This is a genomic window from Ruegeria sp. CF4, assembly GCF_056537345.1.
In genome coordinates, this window is record NZ_JBQFRJ010000001.1 from 14462 (window position 1) to 33888 (window position 19427).

The window sequence follows — 19427 nt, forward strand, 5'->3', positions numbered from 1 at the left end:
CTCCTGATCAGTCGGCGAAGAAGAACTCGTCGGGGCGGTGAATGCCGAAATGTGCGCCGGGCTCCCACGCCCACATGGCTTGTTCGGGTACATTGCGCAGACGGTTCGACACCACGACGGGCTGCGGTGCGCCATTCAGAATGCCGATCGCATAAAGTTGCTGAGCATGGATATCCAGCATTTCGCGCCAGGCAGCTTCGCGCTCTGCATCGGTGGTGGCGATTTCCCAGTTGTGCGCCAGCTCCATCAGACGTTCAGCCTCGGGCATGTCAGGCGCCTCGCCCGCATCGCCGCCGGTCTGATAGTATTGGCCCCATTTCGGCCAAGCCAGAAACACCTGATCCGTGGGTGCCAGATAGGCCGGAGAGGTGTGGCCCTGCGGGATCCCATCATCCCAACCGAACCAGACCGATGCCATTGTGTTGCCGGAAAAGACCCGGTTACGCAGGATGTCCCGGTCCAGAGGCCGCATCACCAATTTCACACCAATCTCACGCCAGGTATCGGTGACGATCTGCAGTGCGTTTTCGACCTCTTGCCGTTCTCCGGCGGTTTCGATCACCAGTTCCATCGGGCGACCATCGGGCAGCAGGCGGATGTCATTCTTGTCGCGCTGGCTGAGACCGGCATCATCCAGCAGGGCGTTTGCCATATCGATGTCGTATTGCGCCCAGGCTTGCGCGTTTTCTTCGCTATAGTAGGGCGAAGCTGGCAGAACCGACATCGCACCGGGCTGCGCCAGCTTGAAATAAAGCGCCTGATTAATCGTCTTGCGATCAATTGCCAGCGACAGGGCGCGGCGCACACGCACATCGCGCAGCACGTCACGCCAGGCTTTGTCCTCGAAATTCAGATTGGGGTAGATGGCGATCTGTGACGCAACTCCGGTTTTCCACAGCAGCGTCTTGTACTCGCCCTGCGCCTCGCCCTTTTTCAGGATCGAAGCGTCCCGGAAGGCCAGCCCACGCCCCTGCAGGTCGCTTTCGCCTGCATTGGTCTTCGCGGCAACTAGACCGGGAGCCACGATCTCCATCTCGACTACGTCCATATAGGGCAGTTGCACTCCCTTCGTGTCGATGCGGTGGTAGTAGGGATTGCGTATGAAGCTATGGCGGATTTTCTTACCCGAGCTTGCGTTCAGCCAAGGCTGCAGCGTCGGCAATTCGTGGTTGTCGAACTTATAGAGATTGTCGAGCTTGTTGTGCAGCGCGGCCCAGCTTTTGACACGGGCGTCTTCAACCTGAAAGGCCAGCTCTTCGGGGTCGGCGAATTTCTCGTGATATTGCTTGAGAAACTCGGATGGCCGGTAAATGAAGGGTGGGCGGGCCTGCGCCAGCGATTGCAGGAAGTTCGGGTTCGGGTCCCCCCATTCAAAGATCACCGTTGTCTCATCCGGGAAGCTCACCGCTGGTGGCTGGCCTTCGACAAGCAGGAAATCCGGCGGGCCGGAGGGGCTGAGTAGTTCGTTATTGGCAACATCCTCCCACCAATAGCGGAAATCCTCCGAAGTGAAGGGTGTGCCGTCTGACCACTTGTGACCGGGGCGCAGCTTTAGCGTGAATTTACGATTGTCTTCATTTTCGAACGCGGCCAACAGGTCGGGCACGATGTTGTATTCATGATCGAAACCGACAAGCCGTGCATAGCCGTAAACCACCATCTGCCGGATGTCTTTGGACCGGGTGACCATTGTGCGTAATGTGCCGCCCTGGGTCCCGAACTCGCGCCCTTTGGCGGAAAGGTCAACAATAAGCGGGTCTTGTGGAACACGTTCGGCGGCAGGGGGCAGGTTTCCGCTGTCAACTTCGGACTGCCAGAAGGCGCTCTCTTGCAGGTTTGAGGGAACTTCTGCCATCGCGGATAGAGTGCCCGCAAGGACCAGCGTGGTGGCCAGAAACAATCGGTGAGTGGTCTTAAACATGGCAACGTACCTTATGGCCGGGCTCCATTTCTACCAGTGAAGGTACCACGGAGTCGGAAAATCGGAAGGCATCATCCCAACTGTCCGGCGAACCCGCGCCTAAAGCGACCAGTTTAAGGTCGATCGGGCGATTGATATCGGGCTCAGGCTGGGCAGCGATGAGTGCCTTGGTGTAGGGGTGGTGAGGATTGTAGAACAGGGTTTCGGGCGGGGCCTGTTCAACAACAAGGCCCTGACGCATCACGGCGACCTCATCAGCGATCCGGGCCACAACAGCCAGATCGTGTGAGATGAACAGGTAGGACAGATTCAGACTGTCCTGTAGATCTTCCAGCAGGGTCAGGATCTGTTCTTGCACGGACACATCCAAGGCCGAGGTCGGCTCGTCACAGACAATCAGCGCGGGGTCCAGCATCATCGCGCGCGCGATTGACAGGCGCTGGCGCTGACCGCCCGAGAAAGCATGGGGATAGCGTTTGAGCATATCGGCACTCAGCCCGACCCGTTGCAGCATTTCGGCTGCTTTGTCTCGCTGTTCAGCGGCCGTGCCCAATTTATGGATCTCAAGCGGCTCGGTCATGGCGTCCTGAATGCGCATTCGGGGGCTGAGTGAGCTGTAAGGATCCTGAAACACCATCTGTGCCTTGCGCTGAAAGGCGGTGCGCTCGGCGCGCGACATCTTGTGGACGGTGATCGGCTCGGCATCCACAGAGGTGCGGAATAACACCTCGCCTCCTGGATCGGGCAATTCCGCGCCCAACGCGATCCGGGCGGCGGTGGTCTTGCCTGAGCCGCTTTCGCCTACAATCGCCAGCGTCTTGCCGCGGGCCAACTTCATGTCGACCCCACGGCAGGCATGGATCAGCTTGTCGGCCTTCCAACCCTTGCTGGACCGCATCGTGTAGGTCTTTGATACACCCTTCATCTGCAGGATCAGATCCTCATCGGGCATCGGTAGCCCCACGGCATCCTGATCCGGAATCTCGGGTGCTGCATCAAACAGCTGTTTTGTATAGGGATGCGCCGGTTCGTTCAGAATCGGTGCGGCAGGTCCGGCCTCCATCACGCGGCCCTTGTGCATCACCACGACCTGCTCGGCCATATTGGCGACAACGCCAAGATCGTGGGTCACGAGGATCAGTGCCATACCGGTCTCGCGCTGAAGTTCCTTGATCAGTCCAAGAACCTGCGCCTGCGTCGTCACATCCAACGCGGTTGTCGGCTCATCCGCGATCAACAGTTCGGGTTTTGAGACCATGGCCATGGCGATCATCGCACGTTGACGCATACCACCAGACAGCTCGAACGGGTAACTGTCATAGGCGCGCGCAGGGTCTGGGAAGCCCACGCGTTCGAACTGGGTCAGAACTTCTTTACGGGCCTGAGCCTCGGATGCGCCGCGATGCAGCCAAAGAACCTCACTGACCTGATTGCCGATTTTATGGAGCGGCGACAGCGAGCGCATCGGTTCCTGAAAGATCATCGAAACCCGATTGCCGCGAATGCCGCGCATCTGTTTCTCGCTGATTTCGGTGAGTTCTGCCGTGCCCTTGGAATCGTTCAGCCTGATTGATCCGCTGCGAATCTGTGCCGTACGTGGCAGAATCCTCAGCGCGGCCCTACACGAAATTGTTTTGCCCGATCCTGATTCTCCGACCAGGGCCAGCGTTTGACCCGGTTCAACGTCAAAGTTGACATCCCGAACAACGGCTTCGCCCGCGCCAAAACCTATGCTCAGATCCCGGACGGACAACAATGCATTCATGCGGGAATTCCACCCGGCTGGCCGCTTGATAACATCGGCTTAGTAATCTCCCTGACTTTTTTGACGCAGTTTCGCGCGGTTGGGGCGGCCTAGTCAAACACCTTCTTGCGCAGAAACGTCGCGGAAATATGAAATGCATGCCGGGACATCTACACAAAGTCTTGAGATTTTGTCATCTAAAGCGCAACCGATGCCGATTAGGCTTGTCCAAAACAATGAGGTTTGCCCGTGTCCCAGCAACAAAGCCGACTGGATCTGTTCATCGATCGCATGGTGTCACAGCGTGCCTGCCTGGATTTTGCGATTGCGCAGACAGCGGGCCAACCCGGTCCCGTGTTCGAGCTGGGTTTGGGCAATGGGCGCACCTATCACCATATGGTGCAGTATATTCCGGATCGTTCGATCTATGTATTCGAACGTGCGATCGCCTCACATCCGGATTCAACCCCGCCCGACGATCTGGTGATTCTGGGCGATGTACGCGAGACGCTGCCTGCCTCGGTCGAACGGTTCGGTGCATCTGCCAGCCTAATTCATGCCGATCTTGGTGGACATAATCGGGAAAAGAATGACGCTTTTGCCCGCTTCGTCTCGCCTCTGATCGAGCCGTTGCTGGCTCCGGGCGGGCTGATGGTGTCGAGCGACCGGATGTATTTCGAGGCTTTGAAGGAACTGCCCTTGCCAGAAGGCGCGGTTGAAGGGCGCTGCTTCATCTATCAACGCTGAAATGCCGTAGGGTAACTTGCGTATTTAACCGGAAGGGCCGCTAACCTTCGAGATGTCATGCCTCGAAGGAAGTTGCGTCATGTTATTCTACGATTGCTCGACCGCCCCCAATCCACGCCGCGCCCGGATGTTTATCGCCGAGAAGCGCATTCAGATTGAAACGCGTGACATTTCAATCGCTGAGGGAGAGCAGCTGAGCGATGCGTTTCGCGCTGTGAATCCGCGTGCCACCTTGCCCGTTCTGGTGACGGATGAGGGGTCGGTCCTGACTGAGAATTTGGGTATCGCGGCCTATCTCGAAGCACGCTTTCCTGAACCTGCCCTCATGGGTCAAACGCCGGACGAAAAAGGCATGGTGCTGATGTGGAACGCGCTTGTTGAGCAGCAAGGCGGCTTACCGATTGCCGAAACGCTGCGAAATGCGCACCCGGCCTTTAGGGACAGGGCGATTCCCGGCCCGGTGAATTATGCGCAGATCCCCGAGCTGGCGCAGCGCGGGAGCGACCGGGTGCACAAGTTTTTCGATCTGCTCGAAAGTCGTCTGCGCGAGAGTGCGTTCCTCGCCGGTGACGCGTTTTCGCTGGCCGATATCTCGGCCTTTGTCTTCGTCGATTTCGCTCGCGTCATCAAAATGCGTGTCCCCGCCGGGAACACCGCAACGCAAGCTTGGTTTGACGTAATCAAAAGCCGCCCCAGCGCTCAGCTTTAGGTTATTTTTGCATCAAATCTCATCAGGCACAGGACTGTACAGAAATGTCTAGACAGAAGTGAACAGTGCTATTAGCGTCCTCTGCGAGTCATGCAGGGGAGTGCAGGATGAAATCTCAGTATCGTGTCGTAGTCATCGGTGGCGGCGTGGTTGGCGCCTCGGTTCTGTATCATTTGGCCAAGTTCGGTTGGTCCGATGTGGTTATGCTGGAGCGACGGCGCTTGGCGTCCGGTTCGTCCTGGCATGCGGCCGGTGGCATCCATGCCCTGAACGCCGATCCCAACATGGCATCGCTGCAGGCCTACACCATCGACTTGCTCAGCGAGATCGAAAAGGAGTCGGGTCAGAATATCGGTCTGCACATGACCGGCGGCCTGACATTGGCCGGCACGCCTGAGCGGTGGGAGTGGCTGCAGGCCAATTACCGCATCTTCCAATCCATCGGCATTGATGATTGCGAGCTACTGACCCCGGAAGAAGCACAGCGCCGTTGCCCGATCATGTCTACTGATGGCGTATTGGGCGCGATGTGGGCGGATCGCGAAGGTTACATCGACACCACCGGCACAGTGCAGGCTTATGCCACCGCAGCCAAGAAGCGCGGTGCTGAGTATTACGAAGAGACCAAAGTCGAAGAGCTGATCCAGACCGACGATGGCTGGCAGGTGGTAACCGACAAAGGCACGATCACCTGTGAGCATGTGGTCAACGCTGCTGGTCTCTGGGCCAAACAGGTGGGGCGTATGGCTGGCGTGGAACTGCCTGTTTCGCCGCTCAAACACCACTACCTGATCACTGACTCTGTCCCAGAAGTGGCCGAAGCCGATTTCGAGATGCCAATGACGGTCGATCTCGAAGGCTTTACTTATATGCGGCAGGACCAGAAGGGCGTTCTGGTTGGCATCTACGAGGTTGACCATGAACATTGGGCTATGGACGGTGCGCCTTGGAACTATGGCGAAGAGCTGTTTCAGGAACAACTCGACCGGATCGAAAATGAACTGACGCTGGGCTTTGAGCGTTACCCTTCGATCCAGAATGTGGGCATCAAGACATGGGTGAACGGCGCGTTTACCTTCTCGCCTGATGGAAACCCTCTGGTCGGTCCGGTGCCCGGCAAGCGCGGCTATTGGTCAGCCTGTGCAGTAATGGCCGGGTTCCTGCAAGGCGGTGGCGTCGGCAAGACGTTGGCCGAATGGATGATCCATGGAGAGCCCGAGGCTGATGCGTGGCCGATGGATGTGGCACGTTATGGCGATTTCGCGCAGAACAAACGCTACATCCGCGAGACGACCGGTCAGTTCTATTCCCGCCGTTTCGTGATGACCTATCCGAACGAGCAATTGCCCGCAGGCCGTCCGCTGAAAATGGCCCCGGCCCATGATGCGATGACCGAGGCGGGGTGCAAATGGGGTGTGAGCTGGGACCTCGAAGTGCCGCTCTATTTCGCGCCGAAAGGGTTCGAGGAGACGCCAACGCTCAAGCGGTCGAACGCACATGATATTGTGGCCGAGGAATGCAAGGTGATCCGCGAAGGGATCGGTCTGTTGGATATCTCGGGCTTTTCACGGTTCGAAGTCACTGGGCCGAATGCCGAGGCATGGCTGGACAATGTCATGGCCTCAAAACTCCCCGCGCCGGGTCGGGCCAAGCTGGCGCCGATGCTGGGTGAGAATGGGCGTCTCAAGGGTGACCTCACCGTGTTGAACTGGGGCGATGGCACCTGGTGGATCATGGGCAGCTATTATCTGCGGGCTTGGCATATGCGCTGGTTTGACGATCACAAGATGGATGGCGTTACTGTGCGCGATCTGGGCGAGGAATATTGCGGCTTCGCCGTGGTTGGCCCCAAATCGCAGGCAGTGGTTGAGAAGCTGGCTGAGCAGGATATCTCGGGCCTGAAATTCATGGGCTGCGGTGAATTCGATATCGGTCTGGTTCGCGGCCGCGTTGCGCGCATGTCGGTGACCGGCGAAAAAGGGTATGAGATCAACTGCCGCTATGGCGATCATATCAAACTACGCCGCATGCTGCTGGAGGCCGGAGCTGACGAGGGCATCCGCGAATGCGGTTTCAACGCGATGTTGTCGACAAGGTTGGAGAAAAGCTTTGGCATCTGGTCGGCGGAGTTCACGCAGCTCTACACGCCGGGCATGACCGGTATGGATCGCTGGATCGACTGGGATAAGGACTTCGTCGGCAAAGAGGCGGCACTTGCCGAACGCGAAGGCAATGGTCCGGCGCAGGTTCAGGTCACGCTTGAGGTTGATGCAGATGACGCCGATGCCAGCGGGTATGAACCGATTTGGGCCGGAGGAGAGCGTGTGGGCTTTGTCACCTCGGGCGGCTACGGCCATTACACCGGCAAGTCACTGGCCATGGCTCTGGTCGATCGCGACAAGGCTGAGCCAGGGACCGAGCTGTCGGTCCATGTGGTCGGCGTTGAACGCCCCGCCCGCGTGGTTGCGCCGTCGCCTTACGACCCGCAGGGCAAAGCGATGCGAGGCTGATCATGGAGGCAGAGGTCGGAAGACGCCGTCGCCGGGGGCGTGGGGCTGAGGCGGCCCCACAGCCCAGTCGTGATGTGAACTATCGCCAGCTTCGCAATCCGTTTCCGCAGATGGAAGTATTTCCGGCGGATCAGATCGCGGACATGCACGACACCGCCCTGCGCACACTGGAAGAGCTGGGTGTAAAAGTCCTGCTGCCCGAGGCACGCCGGATTTTTGCGCAGGGCGGTGCACGCGTGGATGAAGACAGCGAGATGGTCTTCATCGGTCGCGACATGGTCGAGGCTGCAGTGGCTTCTGCCCCCAAATCCATAGCCTGTCGCGCGGGTGCGCGGCGGCGGGATTTCACGTTGGAGCTGGGCTCTTTGGTGTTTCAGCCCGGGGCAGGGGCACCTAACGCAACCGATCTGGAACGCGGGCGCAGACCGGCGACCGGACAGGATTATCTGGAGTTTCTGAAGCTCACGCATCACTTCGATGTCTTCCAGATGATCTCGCCCCAGGTGGAGCCGCAGGACGTGCCGACTAACGTGAGGCACTACTTTACGACACAGGCGCAAATGGAGCTGACGGACAAGTTCCCGTTCTTCTTTTCGCGTGGAACGCCGCAGGTGATGGACTGTTTTGAGATGCTGTCCATGGCGCGCGGGCTCAGCGATGATGATTTCCGGGCCAATCCGCATTGCTATACGATCATCAATACCAATAGCCCCCGAACGTTGGATATCCCAATGGCGCAGGGGCTGATCGACTTTGCCCGCCATGGGCAGATGTCGATCATCACGCCGTTTACGCTGATGGGGGCGATGGCACCAATCACCGTTGCCGGGGCCATCACCCTGTCGCATGCCGAGGCGCTTGCGGCTTTGACCCTGACGCAACTGACAAACCCCGGTGCCCCCGTGTGCTATGGGACCTTCACCAGCAATGTTGACATGAAATCCGGTGCACCCGCTTTTGGAACGCCGTCGCATTTCCAGGCCTCGCTGGCTGCCGGTCAATTGGCCCGGCATCTCGGACTTCCCTGGCGCTCAGCAGCCGGGTCTGCGGCCAACATCAACGACGTACAGGCCGCCAATGAAAACCAGTTTGGATTATGGGGCTGCCTGATGGCCGGGGCGACGGTGATCATTCACTCGGCTGGATGGCTCGAAGGTGGCCTGACCGTGTCCTTCGAGAAGATGATCTGCGATGCCGAGGTGCTGAACATGGTGGCCGAGCTATGTGCTGGCGCGCAGGCCGGTGGGGCCGAGATCGGGTTCGACACTGCCCTCAGCGAAGTAGAGCCCAGTGGTCATTTCTTTGCCACCAGCCAAACGATGGAGCGCTATAACACCGCGTTTTATGAGCCCCACCTGCATGATTATGCCAATTTCGGTACTTGGACCGAGCGCGGCTCGATCGATGCCAACCACCGCGCAACGGGTGTGTGGAAGGATATCCTGGCCAATTTCAAAGCGCCGTCGTCGGATATGGATCGCATCGGCGCATTGAAGGATTTCATCGCACGACGCACGGAAGAGGGCGGCGCGCCGCCGGAGAGTTGAATGAACACCAAACCCATCCTTCATCGTGATGACCCGAAGGCCGAGCCGCTGGTCGGGAACATCAAGGTCACGCGTGACGATTGGCTGAACGTGGCGATGGACGTACTGATCTCGGACGGTGTGGATCAGATCAAGGTCCTGAACCTGGCAGAGCGGATGGCCGTGTCGCGGTCATCTTTCTATTGGTATTTCAAATCCCGGCAAGAACTGCTGGACGCGCTGCTGGCACGCTGGCAGGCGATGAACACGGCGGCTCTGGTGGCGCAAGCTGAGGCTCCGGCCGAGACCATAACAGGTGCGGTCTGCAATGTGCATCGCTGCGTGGTGAATACCGATCTGTTCGACACCGCACTGGACTTTGCCATTCGCGACTGGGCGCGTAAATCCGGCAAGGTGCGCCGCGCGCTGGACCAGTCCGATGCACGGCGGCTTGAAGCGTTGCATGCGATGTTCACGCGCTATGGCTATACCGAGGTTGAGGCCGAGACCCGCGCGCGTGTCCTCTATTATATGCAGATCGGTTATGACCTCGCGCAGTTGAATGAACCCATCTCGGTGCGAATCTCGATGGTCCCCCATTACCTTTATGTTTTCACCGGGGTCGAGCCGCGCGCCGAAGAAGTCGAAGAATTCAGCAGATATAGCCGGAGCCACTGGAAAGGAGACCCCGCATGAGTCAGCCAGATGCAATCATCATCGGCACTGGCGTGATCGGCGCAGCCATCGCGTTCGAGATGTCGAAGGCCGGGTGGAAGACCCTGTCGCTGGATCGCAATACGCAGGTCGGACATGGCTCCACCGCCGGATCTTGCGCCATCATCAGAATGCATTACTCGACATTTGATGGAACTGCGTTCGCGTGGGAGGGCTATCATTATTGGCGGGATTGGGCAGAGTATCTGGGGCTGCCGGAGGATGCCAATCTGGCCCAATTTCGGCAGACCGGCTGTCTGGTCATGAAGACCGGAGCCAACGGGTATCTGGACAAACACAAAACCAACAGCACCGAATTGGAGTGCCCGTTCGAGGAATGGTCACCGGAGGACATTAAGAAACACTTGCCGATCTATTCGCTTGATAGCTTTGCCCCGGCAAAGCGCATGGATGATCCCGAATTCGGACAACCCAACGGAGAGAAGATGCAGGGTGCTGTGTTCTGGCCCAAAGCGGGCTATGTCACGGACCCGGCCTTGTCGGCGCAAAACCTGATGGATGCCGCCAAACAACACGGCGCAAAAGTGTGCACAGGTGTTGAGGTGGTGGAGATCCTCACCGACGCTGGGCGTGTCTCGGGCGTCAAACTGGCCTCGGGCGAGGAAATCCACGCGAAAGTCGTCGTGAATGTCGCGGGCCCCGGCTCGGCGATCATCAACGGCATGGCTGGGGTTCTGGACGACATGACCATCGAAACCCGTCCGCTCCGGCAGGAAGTGGTGCACGTTCCAGCGCCCGAAGGTTTTGATTTCGAAAGCCAGGGTACCATCGTTTCGGACAGCGATATCGCGCTTTATTGCCGACCTGAACATGGCAATCACATCCTGATCGGATCTGAAGACCCGGAATGCGACCCGCATCAGTGGTGCGAGGACGATAAGACCTACAATCAAGACTTTACTGATCAGTGGACCACGCAGGCGATGCGATATGCGCAGCGGGTTCCGAGCCTTGGCATTCCATCGAAAACCCGCGGTGTGGTCGATCTCTATGATGCGTCAACCGACTGGATTCCGATCTACGACAAATCTAGCCTTCCGGGGTTCTACATGGCCTGCGGCACCAGCGGGAACCAGTACAAGAACGCCCCGATCGCGGGCAAGATGATGGCGGCCCTGATCGATTATTGCGAGGGCGGGGCGGATCACGATGCAAATCCGCTGCGGTTCGAGCTGCCCTATATCGGGCGCAGCATCGATGTCGGGTTCTACTCGCGCAAACGACCGATCAATAACGAAAGCAGTTTCTCGGTTCTGGGCTAGACGGCAGCGTGGGTCGGCCTGACTTTCCGGGGAACTGGAAAAAAGGCCGTTCCTATGACAGATCAAGCCCCGCATGTTCTGCTCCATGGCCGCGTAAACCCTTCATGCATATTATCACCATCAACAACGCATGGTGTCTCTGCAGTGATTGGGGATTCCTCATCCACCCTGAGAGCTTTCCTGCCGACATCGATATGTTCGACAAACGGTGGCTCAAGATCTTTCGATCCTCATGTCCGCATCAGGTCGCCTGACCGGATTGGCCTTTCAGCAGTCCGTCAGCCTTGAGGCGCGCCGCGCGGGCGGCCTCGATGCGGACCGGACCATATCCCCGGACCTCATCGGCGCAAGCCAACGCATCATACCAAATGGCGTCATCCTCGGAGGAATAGGTTGCCTGCAACTGATCCAGCAGTGACTGATACCATCCCAACATATCCCGATGCAGACGCGCCTCAGCGTGATACCCAAAGGGGTTAAACGCTGATCCGCGCAAACCACGCAGCTGTGATAACCTCTGAAGAACCGGGCGCATCCACGGACCCAATGCAAATTTGAGCGGCCTTCCGCGTTCATCTTTTCGCCAGCTGAACATCGGCGGGGCGAAGTGGTATTTGGTTTTGAAGTCACCCTCGAACTGCTGCGCAAGTTCATCCGTGAAGGCAGAGGATGTGTGCAACCGGGCCACTTCGAACTCGTCCTTATAAGCCATGAATCGGAACAGGTTGCGGGCCACGGACTCCAGGACACGACCAGAAATTTCCGGCTTGGATGCACGGATTGCTTCGATCTGCTGCGCATAGCGTTCAGCATAAGCTGCGTCCTGATATTCTGTCAGATACGCAACCCGACGCGCGATCATCTGATCGGACGTTTCTTCTGCCTCGGTCGGTTGCGTCAGCTCCTGAACCCGGTCGGGATCAACTGCCAGGCATCGGCCAAGTGCGAAAGCCAGTCGGTTTTTTTCGATCGCGACACCGTTGAGCAAGATGGCCTGAGCCAGCGCGCTGTGCGAGACGGGCACCAGTGCCTTTTGCCACGCGTAGCCCAACATGGTGACATTGGCGAAGACCGTATCCCCAAGTAGCGCCTCGGCGATTGCGTTTGCATCAAGGCTGGACAGATTGTCAGCCCCCACCACATCGGCAATGGCCTGTTCTCGTGCATCGACCCGAAGCTGAGCATCACGCCGCAACACAAGATCTCCGGTCGGCATCTCGGCCAAATTCAGCACGACCTGTGTGCCATGCGTATAATGGGCGGAGGCTTTAGGCGCTGAACTGACGACCACATCGCAGCCAATCACCGCATCCGCCGCGCCCTGATCAATACGAACCTGATTAAGCGCATCGGGTGCGGTGCCAAGGCGAATATAGCTCAGCACTGTTCCGAATTTCTGGGCAAAGCCGGTGAAATCCAGAACCGAGGCCCCTTTGCCCTCCAGATGCGCCGCCATGGTGATCAAGGCTCCAACTGTAACTACGCCGGTTCCGCCGACGCCCGTTACCAGAAGATCGAATGGCTTATCCAGTGAGTGAACTTCAGGAGTGGGTAAATCCGCCTCAATCACATTGAGATCCAGTTCGACGGTCCGCTTTCTGCGGGTTGCGCCCTCGATGGTCACGAAACTCGGGCAGAACCCGTTCAGGCACGAGAAATCCTTGTTGCAGGAACTCAGATTGATTTTGCGCTTGCGACCCAGCGGGGTTTCGCGCGGTTCAACGCTCAGGCAATTCGACGCGACTGAACAGTCGCCGCAGCCTTCGCAGACGAGATCGTTGATCCAGACGAAGGTCGCGGGGTCCTCCATCGTGCCACGCTTGCGGCGGCGGCGCTTTTCGGTGGCGCAGGTTTGTTCATAGATCAGAACCGTGACACCAGGAATGTCGCGCAACTCTCGTTGCAGGCTGTCCATCCTTGCCCGGTCATGAAACGTGGTTCCCACCGGGAAATTAGCGCGGTCGAATTTGGAGATATCATCCGAGACAAGCGCGATCCGTTCTACCCCTTCGGCGCGACAGGTCTGGGCAATACCCGCTACGCTGACAGGTCCATCTACCGGCTGCCCTCCGGTCATCGCGACCGCATCATTGTAGAGGATTTTATACGTGATGTTCGTCCCGGCGGCGACCGCCTGACGGATAGCGAGAGAGCCCGAATGATACCACGTTCCCTCACCAAGGTTCTGGAAGATGTGCTTGCCACCGTTGAATTGCGAAGCCACCACATGGGGCACGCCTTCGCCCCCCATCTGCGCATAGCCGACCGTCTCGCGATCCATCCACGAGGCCATGACGTGGCAACCGATTCCGCTGGCGGCGGTGGAGCCTTGGGGAACCTTGGTCGAAGTATTGTGCGGGCAACCCGAGCAGAAATAAGGCGTCCGCGTTGCGCCGGAAACACTTATGACGGGCGGAGGTGTTTCAGTCAGAGCGCGCGCCTTGGCGGGCAGGTTTTCTTCCGGAAAGAACGTATCAAGGCGGGCGGCCACGATGGGGGCTAGCATCAAGGGGCTGAGCTCCCCGGTCCACGGGATCAGCGGCTCACCATGGCTGTCATACTTCCCCACCATTTTGTGGGGTTTGTCACCGGGCCAGTCATAGAAGTATTCCTTAAACTGGCTTTCGATAATGCCGCGCTTTTCCTCGACGACCAGAACCTCGGCTTTGCCCTTCACAAAGCGCAATGCGTTGCGGCGCGCCAGCGGCCAGACCATGCCAACCTTGTAGATGTCGATCCCCAGACGGCGGCAGGCGGCCTCATCCAGACCCAGCAGACGCAAGGCCTCCATCAGATCCAGATGCCCCTTGCCGGTGGTCACGAAGCCGAACTTCGCATTGTCGATGTCATAAATGCGCCGGTCGATGGGGTTCTCTTCGGCAAAGGCCCGTACGGCACGCAGCTTGTGTTGGATACGAGTTTCAATCTCGGGTGAGGGCAGGTCTGCGGTCCGCACATGCAATCCGCGTTCGGGCAGGTCAAGTCGCGGCAGTGTGAAGCTTCGGTCTGGACGCAGGTTGACGGAGCGTGCGCTCTCGACTGTTTCCGAGATGGCCTTGAACCCGACCCACGTGCCAGAAAAGCGGGACAGGGCGAACCCGTATTCCCCGAATTCGAGATATTCCCCGACCGAGGCGGGGTTCAACGTGGGCATGAACCACGCCATGAAGGCCACATCCGACTGGTGCGGCATCGAAGAGCTGACGCAACCATGGTCATCGCCAGCCACAACCAACACGCCGCCTTTTGGTGCAGAGCCGTAGGCGTTGCCGTGTTTCAAGGCATCCCCGGATCGGTCGACACCGGGGCCTTTGCCGTACCACATGGAAAAGATTCCCTCGACCTCGCAATGCGGATCCAGTGTTGCCTGCTGCGCCCCAAGCACAGCCGTCGCCCCGAGGTCTTCGTTCACTGCGGGCATGAAGGTGATGCGGTCGGTTTTTAACCGCTCCTTGGCGCGCCAGAGTTCGAGGTCCAATCCACCCAGAGGAGAGCCGCGATATCCCGAGACAAAACCGGCTGTGTTCAGACCTGCGTCCCGGTCCCTGCGTGCCTGATCCATCATGATCCTAGCCAAAGCTTGGGTGCCCGTCAGAAAGACCCGGCCTTGGGTCAGGGCATAGCGGTCCTCAAGCTGATAGATGCGGGGGTTGGGGTCGTGGTGGCTCATTCCGGCGATCCATGGGTGTTAACTGTAAGAGTTGGAAGTTTATCCCGGCGAGGCTGAATAATTTTGCCTAAAATCGCGAGATATGTGAGTAAACAGGATGAGTATCTCGATTCTTTGAAAAAAATCGGATAAATAAACCACTATGACTGAACTCGATGACAGAGATCGCCGCCTCCTCACTCTGCTGCAAAGTGATTGCCGCATGTCCAATGCCGAATTGGCCGATACCGTCGGAATGTCGGCTTCGGCCCTTTGGCGCAGGGTCAGAGCGCTGGAAGAGGCGGGGGTGATCGAGCGTTATGGTGCATTGGTAAATCCCCCCGCTATAGGGCTTACCTTCGAGGCTATCGTGCATGTACATCTGACGCGCCACGACCCCGAGAAGATCGTGGATTTCATCCGGGCCGTTGAGACCAGCAAGGAAGTTCAGGAGTGTTATGCCACGACCGGGCAGGCGGACTATCACTTGCGCGTTCTGTGCCGCGACCTTGCGGCCTATAACGTTTTCCTCGAGGATTTTTTGTTCCGCTTGCCAGCCGTTGCCAGCGCGCAAACCAATGTCGTGCTGCGCCCGATCAAGCGGAATCGTCCGGTAGTTCCCTGAGTATCAGGTGGCGAAGGACACCCAGGCCCAAGCCATGCCGATATAAGTCAGGTTGTGCATAAGCTGATCCAGACCGGCAGCGCGCCAGAATGCGGCCTGATTGGGTTGCAGCTGCTTTCGCTCTGAATAATGCGCTTTAGCGAAGTCGATGTGGAAATGCACGATCCACTCTAGCGCGGCAATGATCAGGATGAATTCTACCGGCGCGCGAAACAGCGCGAAGATAAGGACTGAGCCCACGACATGCACAGCTGCGTGCTGCGCGCGCCCCACATGGAAATACGAGCCTCGCCCGGAAAGCATTTTGGGCGTCTGTAAATAATAATCGGCAAACATATGTTTGATCTGAAGCAGACAGAGCAACAGAAACACAGCGCCAAAACTGGCAGGCAAATTAGTCCTCCCGATATCGTCCTGAATCAGAAGACTAGGGGGTAATTGGCTGCCGCGCAAATGAACTTGTTCACACAAGGGTAATTCGGCGCAATTTGGAAATTTAATTGCGTCCACGGATACGATTGCGGTAACTTCGGGCTGTTGTATTCACGCCAAAAACATCGATTTGAGCGGCGGATCAAAAGCAGGGGCGGGTTCCATAGAACGAACGATTTTTCGGTTCATCTGGAAATACTCCAAGCGCGACCAGTTGATCCTGCTGGCCGTGACGGCGACGCTGTTTCCGTTGTTGTATCTGACGCTGGAACTGCCCAAGCGTATTATCAACGATGCGATCGGCGCGACCAGCGATATTGTCAACGTCTGGGGTTATGCGCTGCCGCAGACGACGTTCCTGATGATCTTGTGCTTTGCCTTCCTGGCGGCCGTTTTGGCCCATGGCTTGATGAAGATGCGCATCAATACCATGAAAGGTGTCCTGAGCGAACGGATGCTGCGCCGTTTCCGGTATCAGTTGATCAGCCGCGCGCTCCGCTTTCCGCAACCCTATTTCGAGCGTGTGAGCCAGGGCGAGATGGTCTCGATGATCACCGCCGAAAGCGAGCCGATGGGCGGGTTAATGGGCGATGCGATCAGCCAGCCAGTGCTGCAGGCCGGGCAAATGATCACCATCCTGTCGTTCCTGTTTTTACAAAGCGTATGGTTCGGGTTGGCAGCGGTTGCATTGATACCTTTGCAGGCTTGGTTGATTCCGCGCTTGCAGCGCCAAATCAATCTTCTGAACAAGAAACGCATACAAGAAGTCCGCGTACTGGCTGCTCAGATCGGCGAGAACGCGGCGGGTGCTTCGACCCTGCGGGCCAATGGCGGTTGGCGCTATCGTCGGGCGATGATCTCGGATCAGTTGGGCCGGTTATTCGGCATCCGGTTCGAGATTTATCAGAAAAAATTCTTTATGAAGTTCATCAACAACTTCATCTCGCAACTGACGCCGTTCATGTTCTATCTGGTGGGTGGCCTGCTGGTGTTGCAGGGTTCGGTTTCGCTAGGGGCGCTGGTGGCCGCGCTGGCGGCGTATAAGGACCTGAGTTCTCCATGGAAGGAATTGCTGACCTATTATAACCAGACGCAGGATATGTCGCTGCGCTGGGAAGTTGTGATTGAACGTTTCGCGCCGGACGGGATGATCAACGAATCCCTTTTCGATGGCGAGCCCGACCAGCGTCCGCATTTGAATGGCGATATCGTCCTTAACCGGATTTCGGTACGCGATATCGACGGTAATCAGGTGCTGGACGATCTGGATCTGACCTTTCCTGCGGGCCAGACCATCGGTATCGCGGCCCCCAGCGAAGAAGATCGCCACGCCCTGACCGAATTGCTAACGCGCGAGGTTTTGCCCACCTCAGGAAGGCTTGAGGTTGGTGGGGTCGATATGTCAGGGCTGCACCAAAGCGTTGTTGCAGCGCGGATCGGTCTGGCGACCTCGCGCCCGGTCATGTTTCAGGGAACGCTGGGCGAGAACGTCATGATGCCGATCCGGTCGCGTCCGATGTCTACTGCGACCGAGGATCCCGATTTCGCCGAGACATTGCGGGCGGGCAACAGCACAGATCCCTTTCAGGCGGAATGGTTAGACCCCGGACTTGCCGGTTTCGACGATATCACTCATCTGCGTGAATGGTGGCTTAGACTGATCGACGGCATGGGTTCGGGTGCAACGCTGTTCCAGCGGGGCGCCGAACAGGTTTTCAATGCAAAAGAGCGACCGGAACTTGCAGCCAAGTTGGTTGAATTGCGCCCATTGGTGCAAAAAGCTGTGCGCGAGGCTGGGCTGGAACAGCAGGCGTTGGTCTTTGACCGTTGCGCTTACAACCCCGCGCTGCCTGTGGTAGAGAACCTGCTGTTCGCGACCCCTCGTGTGCCGGTCACACAGCAACTGTTGGCAAAACAAACGGTGTTCCTGGGGCAACTGCGGGAGCTAGGGCTGGATGAAACACTGGCCAACCTGACCCGAGATGTAATCGAAATGCTGCGCCAGATCTTTGGATTGGACGGCACAGATCATCCATTATTCCGCAAGCTGGGCCTTGAGGTCACAACCTACGAGGCGGCAGTTGAGCTGGTCGAACAGACCCGCAAGGAAGGCGTCAGCGGGCTAGATGACGAGCAATTGGCCAACCTGCTGGCTGTGCCCTTCGTGATTTCGGCGGAACAGATCGGCCCGGCTTTCTCGGACGAATTGAAGAACCGCATTCTAGAGCTGCGACACAGCCATTCCGAGAAACTGCTGGAACGGTTGCACAACGTCTTTGTGCCACTGGATGAGGCCACCTTTGCACCGGGTTTGACGGTGATGGAGAACGCGCTCTTTGGCAAGGTCAGTCAGATTGGCGGCGCGCGCACGGATGAGGCACGCAAGCTGATTGTGGATGTGTTGGCCGAAAACGGCGCACGCCCGATGGTGGTCGAACTGATCTATGACGTGCCGGTGGCGTTGGGTGGTCAGAACCTGCCTGCAGTTTTTGCCGAACCTCTGGCCTTTACCCGTGCTGCGATCAAGAAGCCGGATATCCTGATCCTCGAAAACGCGCTGGCCAGTTACGATATGCAGACGCAGGTGGCGGTGTATAAGAACCTGCGCGAATTGCTGCCAGAAGCGACCGTTATCTATCTGAATGACCAATTTGAAAGCCCGGACGTATTCGACATGTACGTTGAAATCCGGCAAGGTCGCGTCGTGACGGATGAAGGACCCACCGATGTCGAAGGCGACGGCGCGGCCTCGGCTGACCTTGGGCGCAAGCTGCGGGCGCTGGAGCAGACGCCGCTGTTCTCTGGTCTGGACCGTCGTCAGTTACGCCTGCTGGCCTTTGGTGCGCGCTGGTTCGATGCAAAGCCGGGGCAGGTGATCTTCCTCAAGGATGATCAGCCGACGGATGGTGCTTATGTCATTCTGGAAGGCGAAGCGGGATTGTATCTGCCCCATCCGGGAGAGGCAGATCAGTTAATCACCAAGGTCGGGGCAGGGGCTTTGGTCGGAGAGCTTGGCCTGATCCGCAAGGAGCCACGCGCGCTGAGTATGATCGCCGAAACCGATCTGTCGTGCCTGCGCATCGGGGAAGAGGAATTCCTGGCGGTTGTCGAAAACGATGCCGCGACAGCATTCAAGCTGTTGCAGGTGATTGCGGGATACGTCTCGAACTGACCGGATCAGCTTTCTGGCTGGCAGAACAGGTCATAGAGTAGCGCTATGACGCGTTCGGTCTTGCCGTCGTTCAGTGCGTAGTAGATTGTTTTGCCTTCGCGGCGTGCTTTGACCAGCTGTTCTTCGCGCAAGCGGGCTAGCATCTGGCTGACTGCTGCTTGCCGCATCCCCAGCAGAGCTTCCAATTCGCCCACGGATCGCTCACCTGCACCCAGGTGACACAGGGTCATGAGACGGCCTTCGTGCGCCAGCGCTTTCAGGAACGTGGTCGCTTGAGTGGCGCTTTCTTTCATGTCAGCCGAGGTATCTGCGGATGGTGTCTTGGTTTCAGGGGGCTGCGTCGTCACTTAATAAACCGATATGCCATTAGGGGGTTCGCATAATATGCCCCAACT

Annotated in this window: 13 protein-coding genes; 8 read left to right on the forward strand and 5 right to left on the reverse strand. The window is 58.0% G+C overall.

All coding sequences use genetic code 11. From position 1 onward, the window contains the following. Positions 1-7 precede the first annotated feature (7 nt). Both ACR0NF_RS00070 and ACR0NF_RS00075 read right to left on the reverse strand, forming a co-directional pair. On the reverse strand, positions 8-1921 hold the full coding sequence (locus tag ACR0NF_RS00070; protein ID WP_480777558.1) for an ABC transporter substrate-binding protein: 1914 nt from the start codon (positions 1919-1921) through the stop codon (positions 8-10). Continuing rightward, entirely contained in the window at positions 1914-3686 is a 1773-nt protein-coding gene (locus ACR0NF_RS00075; RefSeq protein ID WP_480469037.1) for an ABC transporter ATP-binding protein, read from the reverse strand. The genes ACR0NF_RS00070 and ACR0NF_RS00075 overlap by 8 nt, the downstream gene beginning before the upstream one ends. A 228-nt stretch (positions 3687-3914) precedes the next feature. Between ACR0NF_RS00075 and ACR0NF_RS00080 the strand changes: the two genes are divergently transcribed. From ACR0NF_RS00080 to ACR0NF_RS00105, 6 genes are all read left to right on the forward strand, one after another. Then, positions 3915-4412, forward strand: a complete 498-nt coding sequence (locus ACR0NF_RS00080; RefSeq protein ID WP_480469038.1) for a class I SAM-dependent methyltransferase — start codon at positions 3915-3917, stop codon at positions 4410-4412. A gap of 79 nt (positions 4413-4491) precedes the next feature. Then, positions 4492-5121, forward strand: coding sequence for a glutathione S-transferase (locus tag ACR0NF_RS00085; RefSeq protein ID WP_480469039.1), 630 nt, complete (start codon positions 4492-4494; stop codon positions 5119-5121). Positions 5122-5228: 107 nt separating this feature from the next. Next, on the forward strand, positions 5229-7631 hold the full coding sequence (locus tag ACR0NF_RS00090) for a GcvT family protein (protein WP_480777559.1): 2403 nt from the start codon (positions 5229-5231) through the stop codon (positions 7629-7631). 2 nt (positions 7632-7633) lie between these two features. Beyond that, positions 7634-9178 carry a trimethylamine methyltransferase family protein gene (locus ACR0NF_RS00095; RefSeq protein ID WP_480777560.1) on the forward strand — a complete coding sequence of 515 codons (1545 nt, stop codon included), beginning with the start codon at positions 7634-7636 and terminating at the stop codon, positions 9176-9178. After that, positions 9179-9853 carry a TetR/AcrR family transcriptional regulator gene (locus ACR0NF_RS00100; RefSeq protein ID WP_480469042.1) on the forward strand — a complete coding sequence of 225 codons (675 nt, stop codon included), beginning with the start codon at positions 9179-9181 and terminating at the stop codon, positions 9851-9853. Next, the gene (locus ACR0NF_RS00105) at positions 9850-11154 is read left to right on the forward strand and encodes an NAD(P)/FAD-dependent oxidoreductase (RefSeq protein WP_480469043.1); all 1305 of its coding nucleotides are present in this window, start codon (positions 9850-9852) and stop codon (positions 11152-11154) included. The genes ACR0NF_RS00100 and ACR0NF_RS00105 overlap by 4 nt, the downstream gene beginning before the upstream one ends. Positions 11155-11395: 241 nt before the next feature. Here the strand turns inward: ACR0NF_RS00105 and ACR0NF_RS00110 are convergent, their stop codons facing one another. Next, the gene (locus ACR0NF_RS00110; RefSeq protein WP_480777561.1) at positions 11396-14824 is read right to left on the reverse strand and encodes an indolepyruvate ferredoxin oxidoreductase family protein; all 3429 of its coding nucleotides are present in this window, start codon (positions 14822-14824) and stop codon (positions 11396-11398) included. A gap of 142 nt (positions 14825-14966) precedes the next feature. On the opposite strand from ACR0NF_RS00110, the gene ACR0NF_RS00115 reads away from it, so the two are divergent. Beyond that, positions 14967-15428, forward strand: coding sequence for an Lrp/AsnC family transcriptional regulator (locus ACR0NF_RS00115; protein WP_480469045.1), 462 nt, complete (start codon positions 14967-14969; stop codon positions 15426-15428). A gap of 3 nt (positions 15429-15431) precedes the next feature. Here the strand turns inward: ACR0NF_RS00115 and ACR0NF_RS00120 are convergent, their stop codons facing one another. Next, entirely contained in the window at positions 15432-15821 is a 390-nt protein-coding gene (locus tag ACR0NF_RS00120) for a DUF3307 domain-containing protein (protein ID WP_480471876.1), read from the reverse strand. A 169-nt stretch (positions 15822-15990) separates the two neighbouring features. Here ACR0NF_RS00120 and ACR0NF_RS00125 point away from each other — a divergent pair, with 169 nt between their 5' ends. Beyond that, a complete protein-coding gene (locus ACR0NF_RS00125) occupies positions 15991-19032 on the forward strand; it encodes an ABC transporter transmembrane domain-containing protein (RefSeq protein WP_480469046.1) in 3042 nt (1013 codons plus the stop codon). A 5-nt stretch (positions 19033-19037) separates the two neighbouring features. On the opposite strand, the gene ACR0NF_RS00130 is transcribed toward ACR0NF_RS00125, so the two are convergent. Beyond that, positions 19038-19325 (reverse strand): ArsR/SmtB family transcription factor, encoded by a 288-nt coding sequence (locus ACR0NF_RS00130; RefSeq protein ID WP_480471877.1) that lies wholly within the window; start codon positions 19323-19325, stop codon positions 19038-19040. Positions 19326-19427 lie beyond the last annotated feature (102 nt).